This window comes from Snodgrassella sp. B3800 (assembly GCF_026535865.1).
GTDB classification, from domain to species: domain Bacteria; phylum Pseudomonadota; class Gammaproteobacteria; order Burkholderiales; family Neisseriaceae; genus Snodgrassella; species Snodgrassella alvi_E.
Genome location: NZ_JAFNPH010000007.1, coordinates 38,560 through 54,906 on the forward strand (window position 1 = coordinate 38,560; position 16,347 = coordinate 54,906).

At 44.9% G+C, this 16,347-nt stretch carries 15 protein-coding genes; 1 reads left to right on the forward strand and 14 read right to left on the reverse strand.

The window, feature by feature from the left end; genetic code table 11:
* The first annotated feature begins 26 nt into the window (after positions 1-26).
* The gene (locus J3U64_RS08990; protein ID WP_267408989.1) at positions 27-1,109 is read left to right on the forward strand and encodes a sulfate/molybdate ABC transporter ATP-binding protein; all 1,083 of its coding nucleotides are present in this window, start codon (positions 27-29) and stop codon (positions 1,107-1,109) included.
* A gap of 475 nt (positions 1,110-1,584) precedes the next feature.
* Here the strand turns inward: J3U64_RS08990 and murA are convergent, their stop codons facing one another.
* The 14 genes from murA to gap all read right to left on the reverse strand — a co-directional run bounded on the left by murA (position 1,585) and on the right by gap (position 16,229).
* Positions 1,585-2,841 (reverse strand): UDP-N-acetylglucosamine 1-carboxyvinyltransferase, encoded by a 1,257-nt coding sequence (murA, locus tag J3U64_RS08995; RefSeq protein ID WP_267408990.1) that lies wholly within the window; start codon positions 2,839-2,841, stop codon positions 1,585-1,587.
* A 43-nt stretch (positions 2,842-2,884) separates the two neighbouring features.
* Positions 2,885-3,133, reverse strand: a complete 249-nt coding sequence (locus tag J3U64_RS09000) for a BolA family protein (RefSeq protein ID WP_100140843.1) — start codon at positions 3,131-3,133, stop codon at positions 2,885-2,887.
* Positions 3,134-3,189: 56 nt separating this feature from the next.
* Positions 3,190-3,945: an ABC transporter permease gene (locus J3U64_RS09005; RefSeq protein ID WP_100140882.1), complete on the reverse strand. Its 756-nt coding sequence runs from the start codon at positions 3,943-3,945 to the stop codon at positions 3,190-3,192.
* Positions 3,946-3,947: 2 nt separating this feature from the next.
* Complete coding sequence (locus tag J3U64_RS09010; protein ID WP_100140842.1) at positions 3,948-4,865, reverse strand: ABC transporter ATP-binding protein; 918 nt, start codon at positions 4,863-4,865, stop codon at positions 3,948-3,950.
* A 49-nt stretch (positions 4,866-4,914) separates the two neighbouring features.
* A complete protein-coding gene (gene yacG / locus J3U64_RS09015; protein WP_267392005.1) occupies positions 4,915-5,112 on the reverse strand; it encodes a DNA gyrase inhibitor YacG in 198 nt (65 codons plus the stop codon).
* Positions 5,112-5,864, reverse strand: coding sequence for a cell division protein ZapD (gene zapD, locus J3U64_RS09020; RefSeq protein WP_267409017.1), 753 nt, complete (start codon positions 5,862-5,864; stop codon positions 5,112-5,114). Before zapD ends, yacG begins: the two co-directional genes overlap by 1 nt.
* A 5-nt stretch (positions 5,865-5,869) precedes the next feature.
* Positions 5,870-6,484 (reverse strand): dephospho-CoA kinase, encoded by a 615-nt coding sequence (coaE, locus tag J3U64_RS09025; RefSeq protein ID WP_267408992.1) that lies wholly within the window; start codon positions 6,482-6,484, stop codon positions 5,870-5,872.
* Positions 6,481-7,332: a prepilin peptidase gene (locus tag J3U64_RS09030; RefSeq protein ID WP_267408993.1), complete on the reverse strand. Its 852-nt coding sequence runs from the start codon at positions 7,330-7,332 to the stop codon at positions 6,481-6,483. The genes coaE and J3U64_RS09030 overlap by 4 nt, the downstream gene beginning before the upstream one ends.
* A 6-nt stretch (positions 7,333-7,338) precedes the next feature.
* Positions 7,339-8,571 carry a type II secretion system F family protein gene (locus J3U64_RS09035; RefSeq protein WP_100156468.1) on the reverse strand — a complete coding sequence of 411 codons (1,233 nt, stop codon included), beginning with the start codon at positions 8,569-8,571 and terminating at the stop codon, positions 7,339-7,341.
* Between the two features lie 46 nt (positions 8,572-8,617).
* Positions 8,618-10,297, reverse strand: coding sequence for a type IV-A pilus assembly ATPase PilB (gene pilB, locus J3U64_RS09040; RefSeq protein WP_267408994.1), 1,680 nt, complete (start codon positions 10,295-10,297; stop codon positions 8,618-8,620).
* A 199-nt stretch (positions 10,298-10,496) separates the two neighbouring features.
* Positions 10,497-12,194: a single-stranded-DNA-specific exonuclease RecJ gene (recJ, locus tag J3U64_RS09045; RefSeq protein ID WP_267408995.1), complete on the reverse strand. Its 1,698-nt coding sequence runs from the start codon at positions 12,192-12,194 to the stop codon at positions 10,497-10,499.
* Entirely contained in the window at positions 12,191-13,165 is a 975-nt protein-coding gene (locus J3U64_RS09050; RefSeq protein ID WP_267408997.1) for a hypothetical protein, read from the reverse strand. The genes recJ and J3U64_RS09050 overlap by 4 nt, the downstream gene beginning before the upstream one ends.
* 48 nt (positions 13,166-13,213) lie before the next feature.
* Positions 13,214-14,980, reverse strand: a complete 1,767-nt coding sequence (locus J3U64_RS09055; RefSeq protein ID WP_267408998.1) for a M61 family metallopeptidase — start codon at positions 14,978-14,980, stop codon at positions 13,214-13,216.
* Positions 14,981-15,200: 220 nt separating this feature from the next.
* Positions 15,201-16,229 (reverse strand): type I glyceraldehyde-3-phosphate dehydrogenase, encoded by a 1,029-nt coding sequence (gene gap / locus J3U64_RS09060; protein WP_267409000.1) that lies wholly within the window; start codon positions 16,227-16,229, stop codon positions 15,201-15,203.
* Between the last annotated feature and the right edge of the window lie 118 nt (positions 16,230-16,347).

Genomic DNA, 16,347 nt, shown 5'->3' on the forward strand with positions numbered 1-16,347 from the left:
CAGGTACATAGCATTGAGTAGCGATTATGAGTATCCGTATCCAGCATTTGAATAAATCTTATGGCGAATATCCTGCCTTACAGGATATCAATCTACAGGTGCCTAATGGTTCATTAACTGCTTTACTGGGACCTTCAGGTTGTGGCAAAACCACGTTGCTGCGTATCATTGCGGGGTTGGAATATGCAGATTCCGGTGAACTTTTTTTCGGGGATGAGGAGGTCAGCAATCTGCATGTACGGGAACGGCGGGTAGGCTTTATGTTTCAGCATTATGCGCTGTTTCGCCATATGACCGTGTTTGAAAATGTTGCTTTCGGATTGAAAGTAATGCCCCGACGTATACGCCCCGATAAAGATCAAATAGCAGCACGAGTGGAAGAGTTATTAAAGCTGGTACAGTTGGAATGGCTAGCCAAAGTGTACCCGCAGCAATTATCCGGCGGCCAACGTCAACGTATTGCACTGGCACGTGCTCTGGCTACCAAACCAAAATTGCTGTTGCTAGATGAACCTTTTGGTGCACTGGATGCTAAGGTACGTAAGGAATTGCGCCAGTGGCTGGTAGAAATACATCATCAATTGGGTATTACCAGTGTGCTGGTGACTCATGATCAGGAAGAGGCGCTGGAAATGGCCGATCAGATTGTGGTGATGAATCAGGGCAAAATCGAGCAAAGCGGTGCAGCAGCTTCTTTGTATGATCATCCTGAAAATGTTTTTGTGACGGAGTTTTTGGGTGAAGTAAATGTATTTGAAGATGCTTGTATCGAACAGGGGCAATTGTGTCTAGGGCACTATCGTGAACCTGTCACCACTGGTGAGCGGACACGCCAGAATGTAACTGTCTATGTGCGTCCGCAAGAAATACAAATATTAACGGAAAACCAAAGTAATGTCATAGATTCAGCTATAGTGGAGGAAATACATATTATTGGTGCACAAATAAGATTATGGCTGTGCCGTTATAATAATAAACAGCGAGTTCAAGTGTGGCTTTCTCCGGCTGAATTCCGTACACTGAATTTGCAACCAGAACAGATAGTCTGGTTTAAACCGCTACGTTTGACCATGTTTAGACTGCCAGAAATGGTGGATTTCATGATTTAAAGCTTGCACGACATTCAAATCAACCATGATATAACCAGAAGTATCCTGCACAGGTAGCGGGATAAAACTTATAACCGTTGATTCAAATGTGCAGTGATTAAAATATGATTTCCTCCATTCCTATCCTAATTTTATTGTGTTGGCTGATAAATCGTTTTCATTTTACTTATTTGATTTAAGACAGATATTTGGTGTATCACTGCTGAAAATTTTATGAAAATAGGATATTTATCTGTATCAGTATGATTTATTTCTTATTTAGCATTAATCAGAAGTCTCAAACTCAATATTTTATAATTCTCTTAACATGCTATAAATACAGATAATTAGATCCTGTAATTTCTGATGAAAAGCTTACTCTATAAATATTTTATAGAGTATTAATATTAATGTGGTGTAATTGAGCTATTTAACGATTCGGATAAAAAAAGGGTGTGCGAAAATTTCCGTACACCCTTTAAATATTCGTGAATTTTTAATCGCTGACGCGCTCAATAATGGCGCCTACTCCACCCAGTTTTTGTTCGATATTTTCATAACCGCGATCCAGATGGTAAATACGCTCTACAATGGTTTCACCACTGGCCACCAGTCCGGCCAATACCAGACTGGCTGATGCGCGCAGGTCGGTAGCCATAACGGTGGTGCCGGATAGCTGCTCAACACCTTCTACAATGGCTGTGTTGCCTTCAGCTGATATTCTGGCACCCATGCGATTGAGTTCGGGTACGTGCATGAATCGGTTTTCAAAAATGGTTTCCACCACTTTGCTGTTACCGTTGGCTATGGTATTCATAACCATAAACTGTGCCTGCATATCGGTGGGAAATGCGGGATAAGGAAGGGTACGGATATCAACGGCGCGGGGGGGCTGTTGCATATCGATGCTGATCCAATCATCACCGGCTTCTATAATGGCTCCAGCTTCACTCAGTTTTTCCAGAATCGCTTGCATGGTTTTAGGGGCAGCGTTTCGTAGTACGACTTTACCGCCGGTCATGGCTACGGCACATAAAAATGTTCCGGCTTCAATGCGGTCAGGCACAACGCGGTGTGTGCAACCATGCAGTTTTTCCACTCCGGTAATGGTCAGAGTAGGTGTACCGATGCCATGAATGTTGGCGCCCATTTTTACGAGACAATCGGCAAGGTCGGTGACTTCAGGCTCCATAGCTGCATTTTCTAGAATGGTAGTACCCTCTGCAAGGGTGGCTGCCATCAGCAGGTTTTCAGTACCAGTGACGGTAACCATATCCATGACGATATGAGCACCTTTTAATCTTTGGGCACGAGCTTTGACGTATCCGTGTTCAATAGTAATTTCGGCACCCATGGCTTCGAGCCCTTTTAAATGCTGATCTACTGGTCTTGAGCCAATGGCGCATCCGCCCGGCAAGCTGACTTGAGCTTCACCAAAGTGTGCCAGTGTTGGTCCTAGCACCAAAATGGAGGCGCGCATGGTTTTGACCAATTCGTAGGGTGCACAGGTATTATTTATACCGCTACAGTTGATTTCAAATTCCTCTATATTGTCGGTCAGTACACGTGCCCCCATGCCTTGTAATAGCTTTTGGGTAGTTTTAACATCGCGCAACATTGGTACGTTGGTCAAATGCAGTGTTTCGCTTGTCAGTAAAGACGCGCACAGCAGGGGAAGTGCTGCATTTTTGGCGCCGGAGATAAAGATTTCGCCGTTTAATGCGCCATTAGCGCGGATTTTTAATTTTTCCATATTAATTCTCTAGATTTGGCAGAAATAGGTTTTTCTATATTGTTTATTGCTGTTTTTCTGCCCATTCAGACGGTGTTGCAGCTGTGGTGATGGAAAGTGCATGTAATTCATTACTGGCAATTTGTTGTGCGAGACCATCTTTTATCATGCGATGACGAGCCAGACGGTTTTTTCCGGTAAAGGCACTAGACACAATCCGAGCAAAGAAATGGTGTCCATCTCCTTCTACTTCGAGATATTCGCACGGTAACAGATTGGCAATCATGGCTTTTACCTCTTCAGGTGTTAACATGACGGGCTCCAGAAAAGCTAGTGATAAATGGCGGCTATTATAGCGTTTTAGTTTGTCTAATTGCGTAATTTCCAGCCAGATTTTAGGATGGCACAGACAAGAATACACAGAATAATGGCAAAGCTGCTTACTACGGTAAGTGCTAGCCATGGTGAGGAGTCACTCTGGCCAAAAAAGCCATATCTGAAGCCATCAATCATGTAAAAAACCGGATTGAAATGGCTGAGGGTTCGCCAGAATGAGGGTAGGCTATTAATGGAATAAAATACACCTGAAAGAAATGTTAAAGGCATAATCAGGAAGTTTTGGAAAGCAGCTAATTGGTCAAATTTTTCTGCGACTATGCCTGCTAACAGACCAAACATGCCCATGATGGCGCAGCCCAGTAAGGCGAAGATGATTATCCAACCAAGATGGTGTGGAATGGGTAAACCGAAAAAGGCAGTGACAGCAATTACTCCGATGCCAACCATTAATCCGCGCAAAATTGAGGCGCCAACATAAGCGCAGAAGAATGCCGCTGTACCCAGAGGTGGTAATAGGATAAATATAAGATTACCGGTAATACGTGACTGAATTAGGCTGGAGGAGGAGTTGGCAAAGGCATTCTGTAGCATGGACATCATGGCCAAACCCGGTATCAGAAAGGCCGTATAGCTAACTCCAGGCAGGATATCTGGGCGTCCTTTCATGACTTGTGCAAATATCAGCTGATAAAGTAAAGCGGTCAAAATAGGTGCAGATAGGGTTTGAAACCCTACTTTCCAGAAGCGCAAGACTTCTTTTTTTAATAATGTGTAGCAACCAGTGATATTCATTTTTCATCTTTCATGTGGTCGCTGGTGAGGCGCAGGAAAACATTTTCAAGATCATTCTCTAGTATTTGTAGGTTTCTGACATTTATATTTTGGTTTTGCAGGCTTTGTAGCATAGTGGCCAATTGGCTGTAGTCTGCTAGTTTCAGAAGGTAGTTGTAGCCATCTTCCTTGATGATTTGCTGACGCAGATTTTCTGGTAATTTTTGATCAAGTGTTAAGGCCAGTTGTTTATCGGTTTCTGCGTGCAGCAGATTCTGGGTACTATCTAATGCCACAATTTCACCATGTTTCAGCATGGCGATGCGATTACACAATGATTGTGCTTCTTCAAGATAATGTGTGGTTAGAATGATGGTATGGCCGGCTTTGTTTAGTCTGGTAATGAATTGCCACAGGTTTTGGCGTAATTCTACGTCGACGCCAGCGGTGGGTTCATCCAATACAATAACGGGTGGGCGGTGTACCAGTGCCAGTGCCACCATAACACGGCGTTTCATGCCACCGGAAAGGTTACGGGTATTGGTGTTGGCTTTATCTGCCAAGCCAAGATTGGTAATGATTTCATCAATCCATTCATCATTTTTATGTAAGCCGAAATAACCGGATTGAAACAGTAATGCTTCGCGCACGCTGAAAAATGGATCAAAAACCAGCTCCTGAGGTACAACACCAAGAAGTTTACGGGTGGTATTGGGTTCACGTTGTACATCGTGGCCGCAAATGCTGATGTGACCGGAAGTCAGACGGCTGAGTCCTGCCATTGCAGAGATAAGGGTGGTTTTGCCGGCACCATTAGGGCCAAGAAGGCCAAAAAACTCACCTGATTGAACGCTGAAACTGACGCCTTTCAGGGCGGTAAAACCGTTGGAGTAGGTTTTGACTGCCTGATGAATGCTAAGAGCGGGGGATGTCATAGGTTGAATGAATATCTGTAAGTGTTTGGGATAATGTAATCAATATAGGTTAATGCTTTGATGGTTTGAGTTCTTCGCTCAGAGGTTGATCTTCATCTGCCGGCAAGTTATAGCCTTCACTGGCCCATGCTCCCAAATCAATCATTTTACAGCGTTCGCAACAGAACGGCCGGAAACGGTTTGCTGTAATCCAGGCAACGTTTTGGCCACAAGTAGGACAAGTAACGGTGATGATTTTTTCAGTCATTATTTGATTACTGCATCGAAGCTACACATTACGAGCGTGAACGGAATGTCGTTGGTCAGTACTAATCCGCGTGCCTGTTGTTGTGATGCTTGTAAAAAGCGAATATGGGTGAAATATTTATTAGCAGAAACTTCTGGCAAAGCTGTTTCATGCTGGGCAACATTAATACCAAGCAAGTGGATATTCTGCCCCAAACTGTTGTGCTGATAGCTGCCTGCATTTGCTACACACTCTACCGACAGACTATTGTGACGCAGGATTTCCAGTAGTAGGCTGATGGCTTCATAAGTTGGGAGCAGGCTTTGGATCCATTGTCGTAGCTGGCTTTCGCGTTCTTCTGGATTTTTCTGCTGCCAGTAATAATATGAGGGTAAATCATATGGGCTGGTACCGCCAGGTACAAATATTCTTTGTTTGATGGCCATCAGCCATTCATTTTCACGCAGATGTTGTCCAAATTTCTGTTGAACATTCTGTAGATTAGATATTGCTGTCTGAATGGTTTCCAGTGCATCCTTACCATCTTCACCCCGTTGTCGTGCCAGACCTTTTTGACGTTCCAGCTCCTGTAGAATATCCAATTTGAGCTCGGCACGCGCGGCAGCTTCCATGATTTCAAACAGTGAAAACAATGCACAGTGATGTGCCCAGACTTCCTTGCGTACTACGACTTCATGAAAGTGCCTGAACAAGTAGGCGATACGTAAAAAATTCCGCACGCGCTCGGACAAGGGATGTTCGAAATGGATTATATCTGTCATAACGTGGATGGTAATAAAGCCTGATAGAAGTGATGGAGCTTCAGGACTTCCTGCTCAAGTTGTGGCCGGTTGCCATCATTAGTAATTGTGTCATCAGCAATAACTTTTCTGCTCTTGCTGTCAGCCTGTTGCGCCATAATAGCACGTATTGTGGATTCGTCTAGACCACTACGTAGCTGAACTCTTTGTATACAAAGATTAACAGGAGCTTCGATGATAAGTATACGCTGCACCAGTTTTTGAAATTCGGGTTTTTCCGCCAGTAATGGTATTTCAATAATGCCATATTGTTTGTCTGGAGAAATTTGCTGTTTGGCCTGTTGCAACCCTTGCCAGATGAGCGGATGAAGAATGTTTTCCAGTCGTTGGCGATGAGTTGAATCAGCAAATACCCAGTTACGCAGTTGGTTCCGATCCAGACTGCCGTCTGCCAGAAATAGCCGGCTGCCACATTGTTTTTTGATTTCAGGTAATGCCAAACCATGTGGTGCAGTAAGCTGATGGGCTATTTCATCGGCATTTATTACTGGTATACCTAAGCTAGCAAAACAACTGGCTACAGTGGTTTTACCGCTACCAATTCCACCGCTTAGTCCAACCCAGATTGTCATGCATCGAATCCAGAAAGTTGCAACCACCAGTGAATGAGCTTGCTAATTTGGCTGTTGGCCATCCAAACAATCCAGCCGGAGATGGCTAGAGCCGGACCAAAAGCCATTGGCTGACTGCGGGCAACTTTGAGTATCAAAGAGGCAATGATGCCAACAATAGCAGCTATAAATACAATTAATGGCAATGCAGCAGCACCCATCCATGCGCCTAGAGCAGCCAGCAGTTTAAAATCACCATAACCCATGCCATCTTTTCCGGTTATGAGCTTGAATAGCCAAAACAGTGACCACAAGCTCATATAGCCTGCTACTGCTCCCCATATAGCTGCAGATAAGGATACAAATTCACTATACCAATTAAACAGTAATCCCAGCCACAGTAATGGCAAAGTAATCTGATCTGGCAAGAGCTGAGTATCAGCATCGATAAATGTTAATGTTATCAACGCAGCTGTCAAAACCAGACCACCGGCGGCAACTGGTGTTACATCATAGCGCCATACTACTGCGGCAAACGCTAGTCCGGTAAGCAATTCAACACAGAAATAGCGAGGACTAATCGGTTTTGCACAAGCAGCACAACGACCATGTAAGCTAAGATAGCTTATCAATGGTATATTTTGCCACCAGCGAATTTTATGCTGGCAATGAGGGCAGGCTGACGGGGGTACGCAAAGATTGAAACGGGCAAAGTTTTCTGCCGGTAATTGCAATGCCATTCGTGCTTCAGCCTGCCAGCTGCGTTCCATCATGATCGGCAGACGGTAGATGACTACGTTTAGAAAGCTGCCTACAGCTAAACCTGTTATTAATGCGATGATGGAGAAAAACAGTGTATCTGATAACATCTGATCTTAACCTACTGCATTACCGATGTTGAAGAGTGGTAAATACATAGCAACCAGAATAACACCGACGATCAAACCGAGTACTACCATGATAATGGGTTCCATCAAAGAGGATAGCTGTGAAACAGCAGTATCTACGTCTTCTTCATAAAATTCGGCTGATTTATTTAACATATCATCAAGTGATCCGGATTCTTCGCCAATAGAGGCCATTTGCATCACCATATTGGGAAATAATTCAGTAGCCTGCATGGCAGAGGTGAGGGAGATACCCTGATTAACCTTGGCCCGAATTTCCTGTGTCGCTTCTTCATATTTGATATTGCCCGCTGCTCCGGCAACTGAGTCAAGTACTTCTACTAAGGGTACGCCGGCAGCAAACAAGGTTGCTGTTGTGCGCGCCCAGCGGGCAATTGTGGCTTTACGTACGATCTGTCCAAAAATGGGCATCTTCAATAACATATAATCAAAACGTTTTTTCAAATCATCTGAGTTCTGATACCATTTTATTAGTCCAATTACACCTGCAATGAGTGCAATGATAATAAATACACCAAAGTGGACAAAGAAATTAGAAATATTCATCATGAATTGTGTAAGCCCTGGCAGAGGAACGCCCATACCTTCGTAAACTTTACCGAATGATGGTAAAACGAACATCATCATGACGATTACCAGTGCAATTGCGACAACTACCACTACTACCGGATAGGTCAAAGCACTTTTAACCTTTTTCTTAATTCCTTGAGTTTTTTCTTTGTATACGGCCAGTTTATCTAATATGGCTTCCAATACACCGCCTGTTTCGCCTGCACGTACCAGATTGCAATAAAATCGATCAAAATACTTTGGATATTTGGCAAAAGAATCAGCTAATGATGTACCCTGCTCAACATCAGAACGGATTTGCATCAGCATTTGGGTCATAGCAGGGTTTGAGTGGCCTTTGGCTGCGATATCAAAAGCCTGCATCATCGGTAAACCGGATTTCATCATGGTTGATAATTGTCGAGTAAAGACTGTTATATCCGCCGGACTGATTTTTTTCTGACGCTGTTTTTTGACTTTGTTAATCTGAATTACACGAATCTGTCTTCGGTTAAGTTTGGCACGGGCTTCTGCCTCATCTTTTGCTACTACTTCGCCGCGTACAATCTGCTCAGTTTTGATGTTTTTTCCTTCAAAGCTGTAGCTGATGCCGGTAGATTTAGCTTTGGATACTGCTACTGGTTTGTTCATGGTTTTTCTCACAGTATTGTATTAATTGGATAAATGGGCGATGGATTTAATCGTTGGTGGTGGCTAGAATTTCGTCAAGCGAAGTGATGCCTTCCATAACTTTAAGCAGACCAGCATGACGCAAATCGACCAGTCCTTCTTTATGCGCCTGCTGACTGATATCGACTTCATTACCATTGTTCATGATGATTCGCTGCATTTCATCACTAATAGGCATTACTTCATAAACACCAGCGCGCCCCTTGTAACCTTTGCCTTTGCAGCGCTCACAACCTACCGGCCGATAAAATGTCCATTCTTTAGCTAGATCTTCATCAGAGAAACCGGCTTTTTTGAGTGCGAATTCTGGTGGCCGTTCGGCTGGCGCTTTGCAGGTACATAAACGTCGAACCAAACGCTGTGCCATAATCAGATTCACTGAACTTGCTATGTTGAATGGAGCAACCCCCATATTCAGCATACGTGATAAGGTGGCAGGCGCATTATTGGTGTGCAGGGTAGAAAATACCATATGACCGGTTTGTGCTGCTTTGATGGCAATATCGGCCGTTTCTAAATCTCGGATTTCCCCCACCATGATGATGTCTGGATCCTGACGTAGGAAAGATTTTAGAGCTGCGGCAAATGTCAGTCCCTGTTTATCATTTACATTGACCTGATTGATACCGGGTAAATTAATTTCCGCAGGATCTTCTGCAGTAGAAATGTTCACACTGTCGGTATTCAGAATATTCAGGCAGGTGTAAAGGGATACAGTTTTACCGGAACCGGTTGGACCGGTAACCAGTACCATACCATACGGCCGGTGAATGGCTTCCAGCAGTAATTCTTTCTGAAATGGTTCGAAGCCGAGCTGTTCGATATTCAGGGTAGCGGCATCCGAATTCAGAATACGCATCACAATTTTTTCACCAAACAGGGTCGGAAGGGTGCTGACACGAAAATCAATCGGTTTGGCGCCTTTGCGGAATTGAATCTGAATTCGGCCATCCTGAGGTATACGCTTTTCTGAAATGTCCAGTTTAGCCATCACTTTAATACGGGAGGCAATCTGGTTTCTAATATTCAGTGGCATACGCACTACTTCCCGTAGCTGCCCGTCAATACGAAAACGTACTCGTGCCATTTCTTCGTAAAATTCAAAGTGAATATCTGAGGCGCCGCTGTTGAGTGCATCATTCAAAACTTTGAATACAAATCTGGCCACAGGGCCGTTTTCACCCTCCTCATCATCGGCAGACATGGCATTATTGCCTGTCGCTTCAGCATCACCAACTGTGTCCATTCCTTCTAGTAGGCTGGTGGATTCCTGTCCGAGATTTTCTAGTATCTGACGAAGCTGATCATCGCGTACAATGACCAGATTCAGTATGCAGCCGGCATCTGTGGCAATTTTCTGATAATGCTGAATGGAAGTGGGGTCAGATACAGCCAGAAACAGACGATTTCCACGTTTGAAAATGGGCACGCAGATATATTGCTGCATGATTTTCAGATTGATTAAGTCCTGCGGTACAAGGCTTTGGTTATATAGTTCCAGATTGAGGTAAGGAATACTGAATACCTTGGACAGGAAGCTGGCCAGTTTGTCAGCATCGATGACACCAGACTGCAACAGCATCGGTATAACTGGACGTTTCTGCTCAAGCTCCTGACGCAGTTTTTCAGCTTTTTCTGCATCGATAATCTGGTGCTTATATAAAACTCGAATCAATCCTACACTCATACCAGTTAATTCCTGTCTTTATCTCTTTTTAAGTTTACACTTAGTTAATGGTGCATTTATCTGGCTGCCCCTCCTTTTAGCCTATCTGTTTGTGGCGTAATGGCCAATTACAGATACAGGAGCGGAAAAAAAGCCATGTTAATGTTTGATTGTGCTAATTATAAGTGAATTTATGTATTTAAACAGCCTGAATATCTCTTCAGGTACAATTTTCCCAGTAATCTGCATATAGCTGTAATTCAAGTTGCTGGCGCCATTCATTGGCAATAAGCCGATAAACCACGCGAATACGTTCAGGCAAAGTGACGTTGCACCGAAAAAACATGGCTTCACATTCGCAGTTGCTCTTGCGTAACACTGCCTTTACGTGACCAGTGCCAACGATTTGCTGGCTGACAACGTTGAATTCGTCGCAGAAAGAGGGTGGGGGAAAGCTTTGCCCCCACACCAACGCTGCCAGTTGCTGGGCTGTGGCTAAATTCAGATGCTGGGGTTCTAATGAACCATCGGTCTGGTATGTTTGATTCAGATCGGCTGGCTGGATAAGTTGCCGGCATACTGTTTCAAATTCACGCCGGAAAGCGGGTAATTGTGTTTCGGCAATGCTTAATCCAGCAGCCATGGCATGGCCGCCGAATTTCTGGATGATTTCCGGTTGTCTTTTGCTGATCATATCTAAAGCATCACGCAAATGTAGACCAGAGATGGAGCGACCAGATCCGCGTAGTATGCCGTTTTCAGCTTGTGCAAACACAATGCTCGGTCGATGAAAGGTTTCGCGCAAACGGCCAGCAACAATGCCGGTGACGCCCTGATGCCAGCTGTTGTGATAGGCGACAATACTGAAACTACTTTCGGTATTAATGTCTGCTAGCTGCAAATTGGCCTCATCTTGCATGCTGCGTTGTATTTGCCGGCGCTCCTGGTTTAAATCGTTTAGTTGTTCCGCTAAGTTTGCTGCGTTGTGTATATCATCTGATAAAAGGCAGGCTATGCCTAAACTCATATCATCCAGCCGGCCGGCAGCATTTAGCCGCGGACCAATGGCAAAGCCCAGATCGAATGCCTGAGCCTGATGTATTTTACGTTTGGCTACCTGAAATAGGGCGCGTATACCGGGTTGCATTTTATCGGCACGCATGCGCTTGAGCCCCTGTGCGACCAGAATACGGTTATTCTGATCAAGGGGGACGACATCGGCAACGGTACCTAATGCAACTAGATCAAGCCATTGTGCCAGATTTGGTTCGGGAACTTGGCTGAACTGGTTGTGCTGACGCAAATGGTGACGCAAGGCCATCAGTACGTAAAACATCACGCCGACACCGGCCAGTGCTTTGCTGGGAAATTCATCACCGGGCTGGTTAGGATTAACAATAATGCATTCAGGCAATTGCTCGGCGGGTAAGTGATGGTCGGTAATCAATACATCCATACCCAGTTGGTGTGCACGCTGTACACCATCTACACTGGCTATACCATTGTCCACTGTTAGCAGCAAATCGGCGCCGGCCTGAGCAGCAAGCTCAGCAATTTCTGCTGTCAGTCCGTATCCATGCTCAAAACGATTTGGTACGAAAAAGTCAGTTATGGCGCCCATGGCCTGTAAGCCTCGCATAGCCAGAGCACAGGCAGTAGCGCCATCGGCATCATAATCAGCCACAATCAGAATTTTTTCTTGGTGTGTGATTGCTTGTGCCAAGCGTTCACTGGCAGCATGAATATTCTTTAGATTATGAAATGGCAGCAGGGCAGACAGGCTGGATTCCGTTTCAAGTTTATTTTTAATGGCGCGTGTGGCATACAATCTTGCCAGTAAGGGTTCAACGCCCTGTGCTAGTAGGGTTTGTTCGGCATGGGTATCTACCGGTCGGGTAACAATGCAGGCGGGCTTCATAGACTTAGTCCGTTAAATGGTTTGGCTTTGTGCCGGAAAAAGTTTAGCCAGGGTTTACGGATTTGAAGCAGGCCGTTTTCGCAATGAATATTTAGCTGCCGGATTTGCTTGTTTTGCATTGCGTTTAACAAGGGTTGCCACCAGTCCTGCTCCCATTGTTGCAGTATCTGGGTATAAAGGTATACATCGCCCTGATTGACGGCTGTGCATAATACATCATTAAACAACACAATTTTATCTTTATCTTTGCCAAACACGGTATTTGCTAATGCAGCATAATTAGCGGGTAGCTCATGTGTATTAACTGCCCAAGAGCTATTGGTATACAACGCAATTTTGCTGTCTGCTGTGCCTGTGCTGTCTGGCTCAAACCATAAGCTGTTGATAGTAGGCAGGCCGCGGGCACTGCGTTGCTGATTGATCGGGTGCTGATACAGCAGCATTTGTAGTTCGGTCTGTCGTTGTAAAATTAAGGGTGCATCGGTACCAATTGGTTTTGCTTCTGCGTTAATGCTGCCACCGAGATCCAGTATCGATGGCACGCTAAATGCCATTCTTTGTGAGGAGGTCAACAGCCACAAATTGGCTTTAACTGGATGAAACTGCCAATTTTCTGCCTGTAACCATTTATTCAATACACTACAGAAAGCGCTTGCTTCTTCTATGGATAAAGAAAGAGATTTTCCATCAATGTATTGCAGTTGATGCATTCCGGCTATCTGACTGATGGGTGTGGCAATCAGGTTGTCACCACTCGAATCAAGGCTATACTGCCTACATACCTGTTGTGCCCACGAACCTTGCCATAGGTACTGCCGGAAAAGCTGGCTTCTACTACAGGTTTGTGCGGAAAATTGACCCCAATGGCGTAACTTATCCAATGCCGGTAATGGTAATACCGGCACGATAATATCCTGATGCGGCCACAGTAAACCGGGCAGGACAAGAGTCAGATGTAAATCAGCTGGCATGAAATCTAAAATATTTGTAAAAACAGAATTATTGTTTTAGTCTGGCGGTTATTTTCGGGGTTGTGGTTGCAACCATTGTTGTAACAGCTGAGTATTCTCAATACTGAGCAGGGCTGTATCGTTTATTGCCGGTTGGGCCAATAAGCTGGATTGTCGCAGCAGGCCATCTCGGATAAAGTGAATCCGTACCGTTTCGCCGATATGGATACGTGTCCACTGCGTGCTAAAGTCCGTAATGATTTCATCATTGAGTGCGATGAGCTGATCACCGGCACTCAGGCCAGCATTTTCTGCACTACCCTGATTGAATACTTGTTGCAGGGTAATTCCGAGTGTTGCAGGCTTAAACCGTGCACCTAAATCGGCGCAAGTCTGTTCGCAGGCTGTTGGCTCCTCTGTGTAAGCGCCCCCATGCTGGAGTGGCAGAGCAGCCCAATGCAGTGATACACCAGTCTGATGTAATTTTTCAGCTATAGGTAAATCAGCTGTGGTCATGATGTACTGCTGATAAACTTGTGTTAAATCAATACCAGTGGTCTCGCGCGCGATTTTGAGCCACTCATTTTCAGCCAGACCTAATCCTCGCTGCCGCCAGTCTTGATACAGTGCGCGCATCACGTCGTCTAGATTTTTCTGCTGGTTGGTGTGCTGGCGAATATGGTGATCCAGGCACATGGCAGCCAAAGCCCCTTTCTGGTAATAGCTGACAATGGCATTGGCGCTGTTCTCATTCTGTTTGTAGTATTTGGTCCACGCGGTAAGGCTGGATTCAGCCAGAGTTTGCTTAAGTCGTCCCGCTCCCTGCTGCACTCGTGTAATAGTTTTGGCTAATAAATGCAGATATTGAGCTGGTGTAATGACGCCGCTGCGCACCAGAAACAAATCATCATAGTAGGAAGTGATGCCCTCGAAAGCCCATAAGAGATGGGTATAGGCTTCGGTGTTCAATTCATTATTGGCAAATGCAGCTGGAATGATGGATTTTACGTTCCATGCATGGAAATATTCGTGGCTGAATAATCCCAATAAAGTAATGTAAGCTTCGCTGTTTTTGCCATTTGTCTGAGGCAGATCATGCCGGTCGGCCATCAGTGCAGATGATGATCTATGTTCCAACCCGCCGTAAATGCCATTGCCGACGTGCAATAGAAAGCTGTAACGCTCAAAAGGTGGCGGTGCGTCAAACATAGCTATTTCACAGGCGCATATTCTAGCAACATCTTGGACGAGACGTTGCTGATCAAACTGAGAAAAATGTCCGCTAATGACAATCTCATGTTCGATGCCTGCCGCAGTGAAGGGCAGACGCAGCAGATAGCCCATTTCCACCGGATAATCTATCAAGGCACGATAGTTGCCAGTCTGATATACCCGTGGCAGTGAAGCTGCGGGCATGGTGGTAGCAATATCCCAGTTTTCCGGCAGACCGCTGATAATTAACTGGCAGGCCTCCTGCTGGCGTTGATTGTGGCGTAAAAACAGGCATGCACCATCGAAGAAGCCACGCTCGGTATTTAAAAATGATCCACGTACAGAACTGTCAAAAGCATAAACCAGATAGCTGATTTCCCATTTACCTGCCAGTCCTTTACAAGACCATGTATTTTTGTTTATCTGCTCTGATGTTGCGGGGGAGTTGTTGCAACTGGCCGTTAAAGTAACGATATGGCGGGCAAAGTCTCGAATCATATAGCTACCGGGTAGCCAGTTGGGTAGGCTTAAGGTGAAATTCTGATTATCGAGCTGAGTGAAACTGAGACGAACATGCCACAAATGCTGGGTCAGTGAGTGGGGTTGCAAATGATAGTTAAGCATAATCTGTGCCTCAAGGAAGCAAAATGGAGAATCAGCGATTTGTTTGCTTGGAATTTAAACTAATAAAAGTGTCAGGTTTAGCGACCAGATCTTAATATTACGTGGATAGTGATACGCTAAGTTTTGTGATTTTGTTTATGAGTTAGGACATACATAAATGTATTCAGGCTGCCTGAAAACTACATGGTTTCAGACAGCCTGCCATTATGCTGAGCATAGCTCAGGCGAACGGTGTCACTTCCATGTTGAACATAGCGCGGGCGGTATTCAGCATCTGGCAGCTAAAGCCCCATTCATTATCGTACCATGCCAGTACTTTTACCATATTGCCGTTGGTAACTTTGGTGAGGGTACTGTCAAATACGGATGCCTGAGGTAAGTGATTGAAATCGCTTGAAACCAATGGTAGGCTATTATAGCCCAGAATATGCTGCATACTGCCTTCACTGGCCGCTTTAACGATGGCATTCACTTCTTCAATGCTGGTGTCGCGAGCTGCCTCAAAAGTTAAATCTACCAGTGAAACATTAATAGTTGGTACACGCACAGAGAAGCCGTCGAATTTGCCCTGTAATTCCGGCAGTACCAGTCCTAAAGCTTTGGCAGCACCGGTTTTGGTTGGAATCAGGTTTTCCACTGCACTACGGGCACGACGTAAATCTTTATGCCGTACATCGGTCAGAACCTGATCGTTGGTAAATGCATGAATGGTTGTCATCAAACCTTTCACCATGCCCAGTCCGTCATTAATAGCTTTGGCTACCGGAGCCAGACAGTTGGTTGTGCAGGAACCATTGGATACTACAGTCATTTCTGTTGTGAGTACCTGATGATTCACGCCGTATACTACAGTGGCATCTACATCAGAACCACCGGGAGCGGATATCAAAACTTTCTTAGCTCCGCTCTGTATATGGACGCTAGCTTTTTCTTTGCTGGTAAATGCACCAGTACATTCCAGTACCAGATCAATACCTAATTCACCCCAGGGCAGTTCTGCCGGATTGCGAGTAGCGAAAAAGCGGATGCGGTCGCCGTTGATAATTAAAGCATCATCATCAAATGAAACATCTGCGGTGAAACGGCCATGAACGGTATCGAATTTTGTCAGATGGGCACTGGTTTCCAATGTGCCACTGGCATTTATCGCGACAATTTCAAACTGGTTGCGCAGGTTATAGTCATAGATGGCACGCAATATCTGGCGGCCGATGCGGCCATAACCATTAATGGCAACTTTTAACGTCATGCTTATTCCTTTTCAAATCAACAAAACTGATTAGGTAAATTTCAAGTTTGGAATGCAAAATTGGTTAATTCAATTATCTGATTCGCATTAAAAACACCATGTATTATTATAGCTGAAC

Excerpts from the sequence above, each read along its gene's own strand:
- J3U64_RS08990 (WP_267408989.1), top strand. The coding sequence starts at position 27 with ATGAGTATCCGTATCCAGCATTTGAATAAATCTTATGGCGAATATCCT.
- murA (WP_267408990.1), bottom strand. The coding sequence starts at position 2,841 with ATGGAAAAATTAAAAATCCGCGCTAATGGCGCATTAAACGGCGAAATC.
- J3U64_RS09000 (WP_100140843.1), bottom strand. The coding sequence starts at position 3,133 with ATGTTAACACCTGAAGAGGTAAAAGCCATGATTGCCAATCTGTTACCG.
- J3U64_RS09010 (WP_100140842.1), bottom strand. The coding sequence starts at position 4,865 with ATGACATCCCCCGCTCTTAGCATTCATCAGGCAGTCAAAACCTACTCC.
- yacG (WP_267392005.1), bottom strand. The coding sequence starts at position 5,112 with ATGACTGAAAAAATCATCACCGTTACTTGTCCTACTTGTGGCCAAAAC.
- coaE (WP_267408992.1), bottom strand. The coding sequence starts at position 6,484 with ATGACAATCTGGGTTGGACTAAGCGGTGGAATTGGTAGCGGTAAAACC.
- J3U64_RS09030 (WP_267408993.1), bottom strand. The coding sequence starts at position 7,332 with ATGTTATCAGATACACTGTTTTTCTCCATCATCGCATTAATAACAGGT.
- J3U64_RS09035 (WP_100156468.1), bottom strand. The coding sequence starts at position 8,571 with ATGAACAAACCAGTAGCAGTATCCAAAGCTAAATCTACCGGCATCAGC.
- pilB (WP_267408994.1), bottom strand. The coding sequence starts at position 10,297 with ATGAGTGTAGGATTGATTCGAGTTTTATATAAGCACCAGATTATCGAT.
- recJ (WP_267408995.1), bottom strand. The coding sequence starts at position 12,194 with ATGAAGCCCGCCTGCATTGTTACCCGACCGGTAGATACCCATGCCGAA.
- J3U64_RS09050 (WP_267408997.1), bottom strand. The coding sequence starts at position 13,165 with ATGCCAGCTGATTTACATCTGACTCTTGTCCTGCCCGGTTTACTGTGG.
- J3U64_RS09055 (WP_267408998.1), bottom strand. The coding sequence starts at position 14,980 with ATGCTTAACTATCATTTGCAACCCCACTCACTGACCCAGCATTTGTGG.
- gap (WP_267409000.1), bottom strand. The coding sequence starts at position 16,229 with ATGACGTTAAAAGTTGCCATTAATGGTTATGGCCGCATCGGCCGCCAG.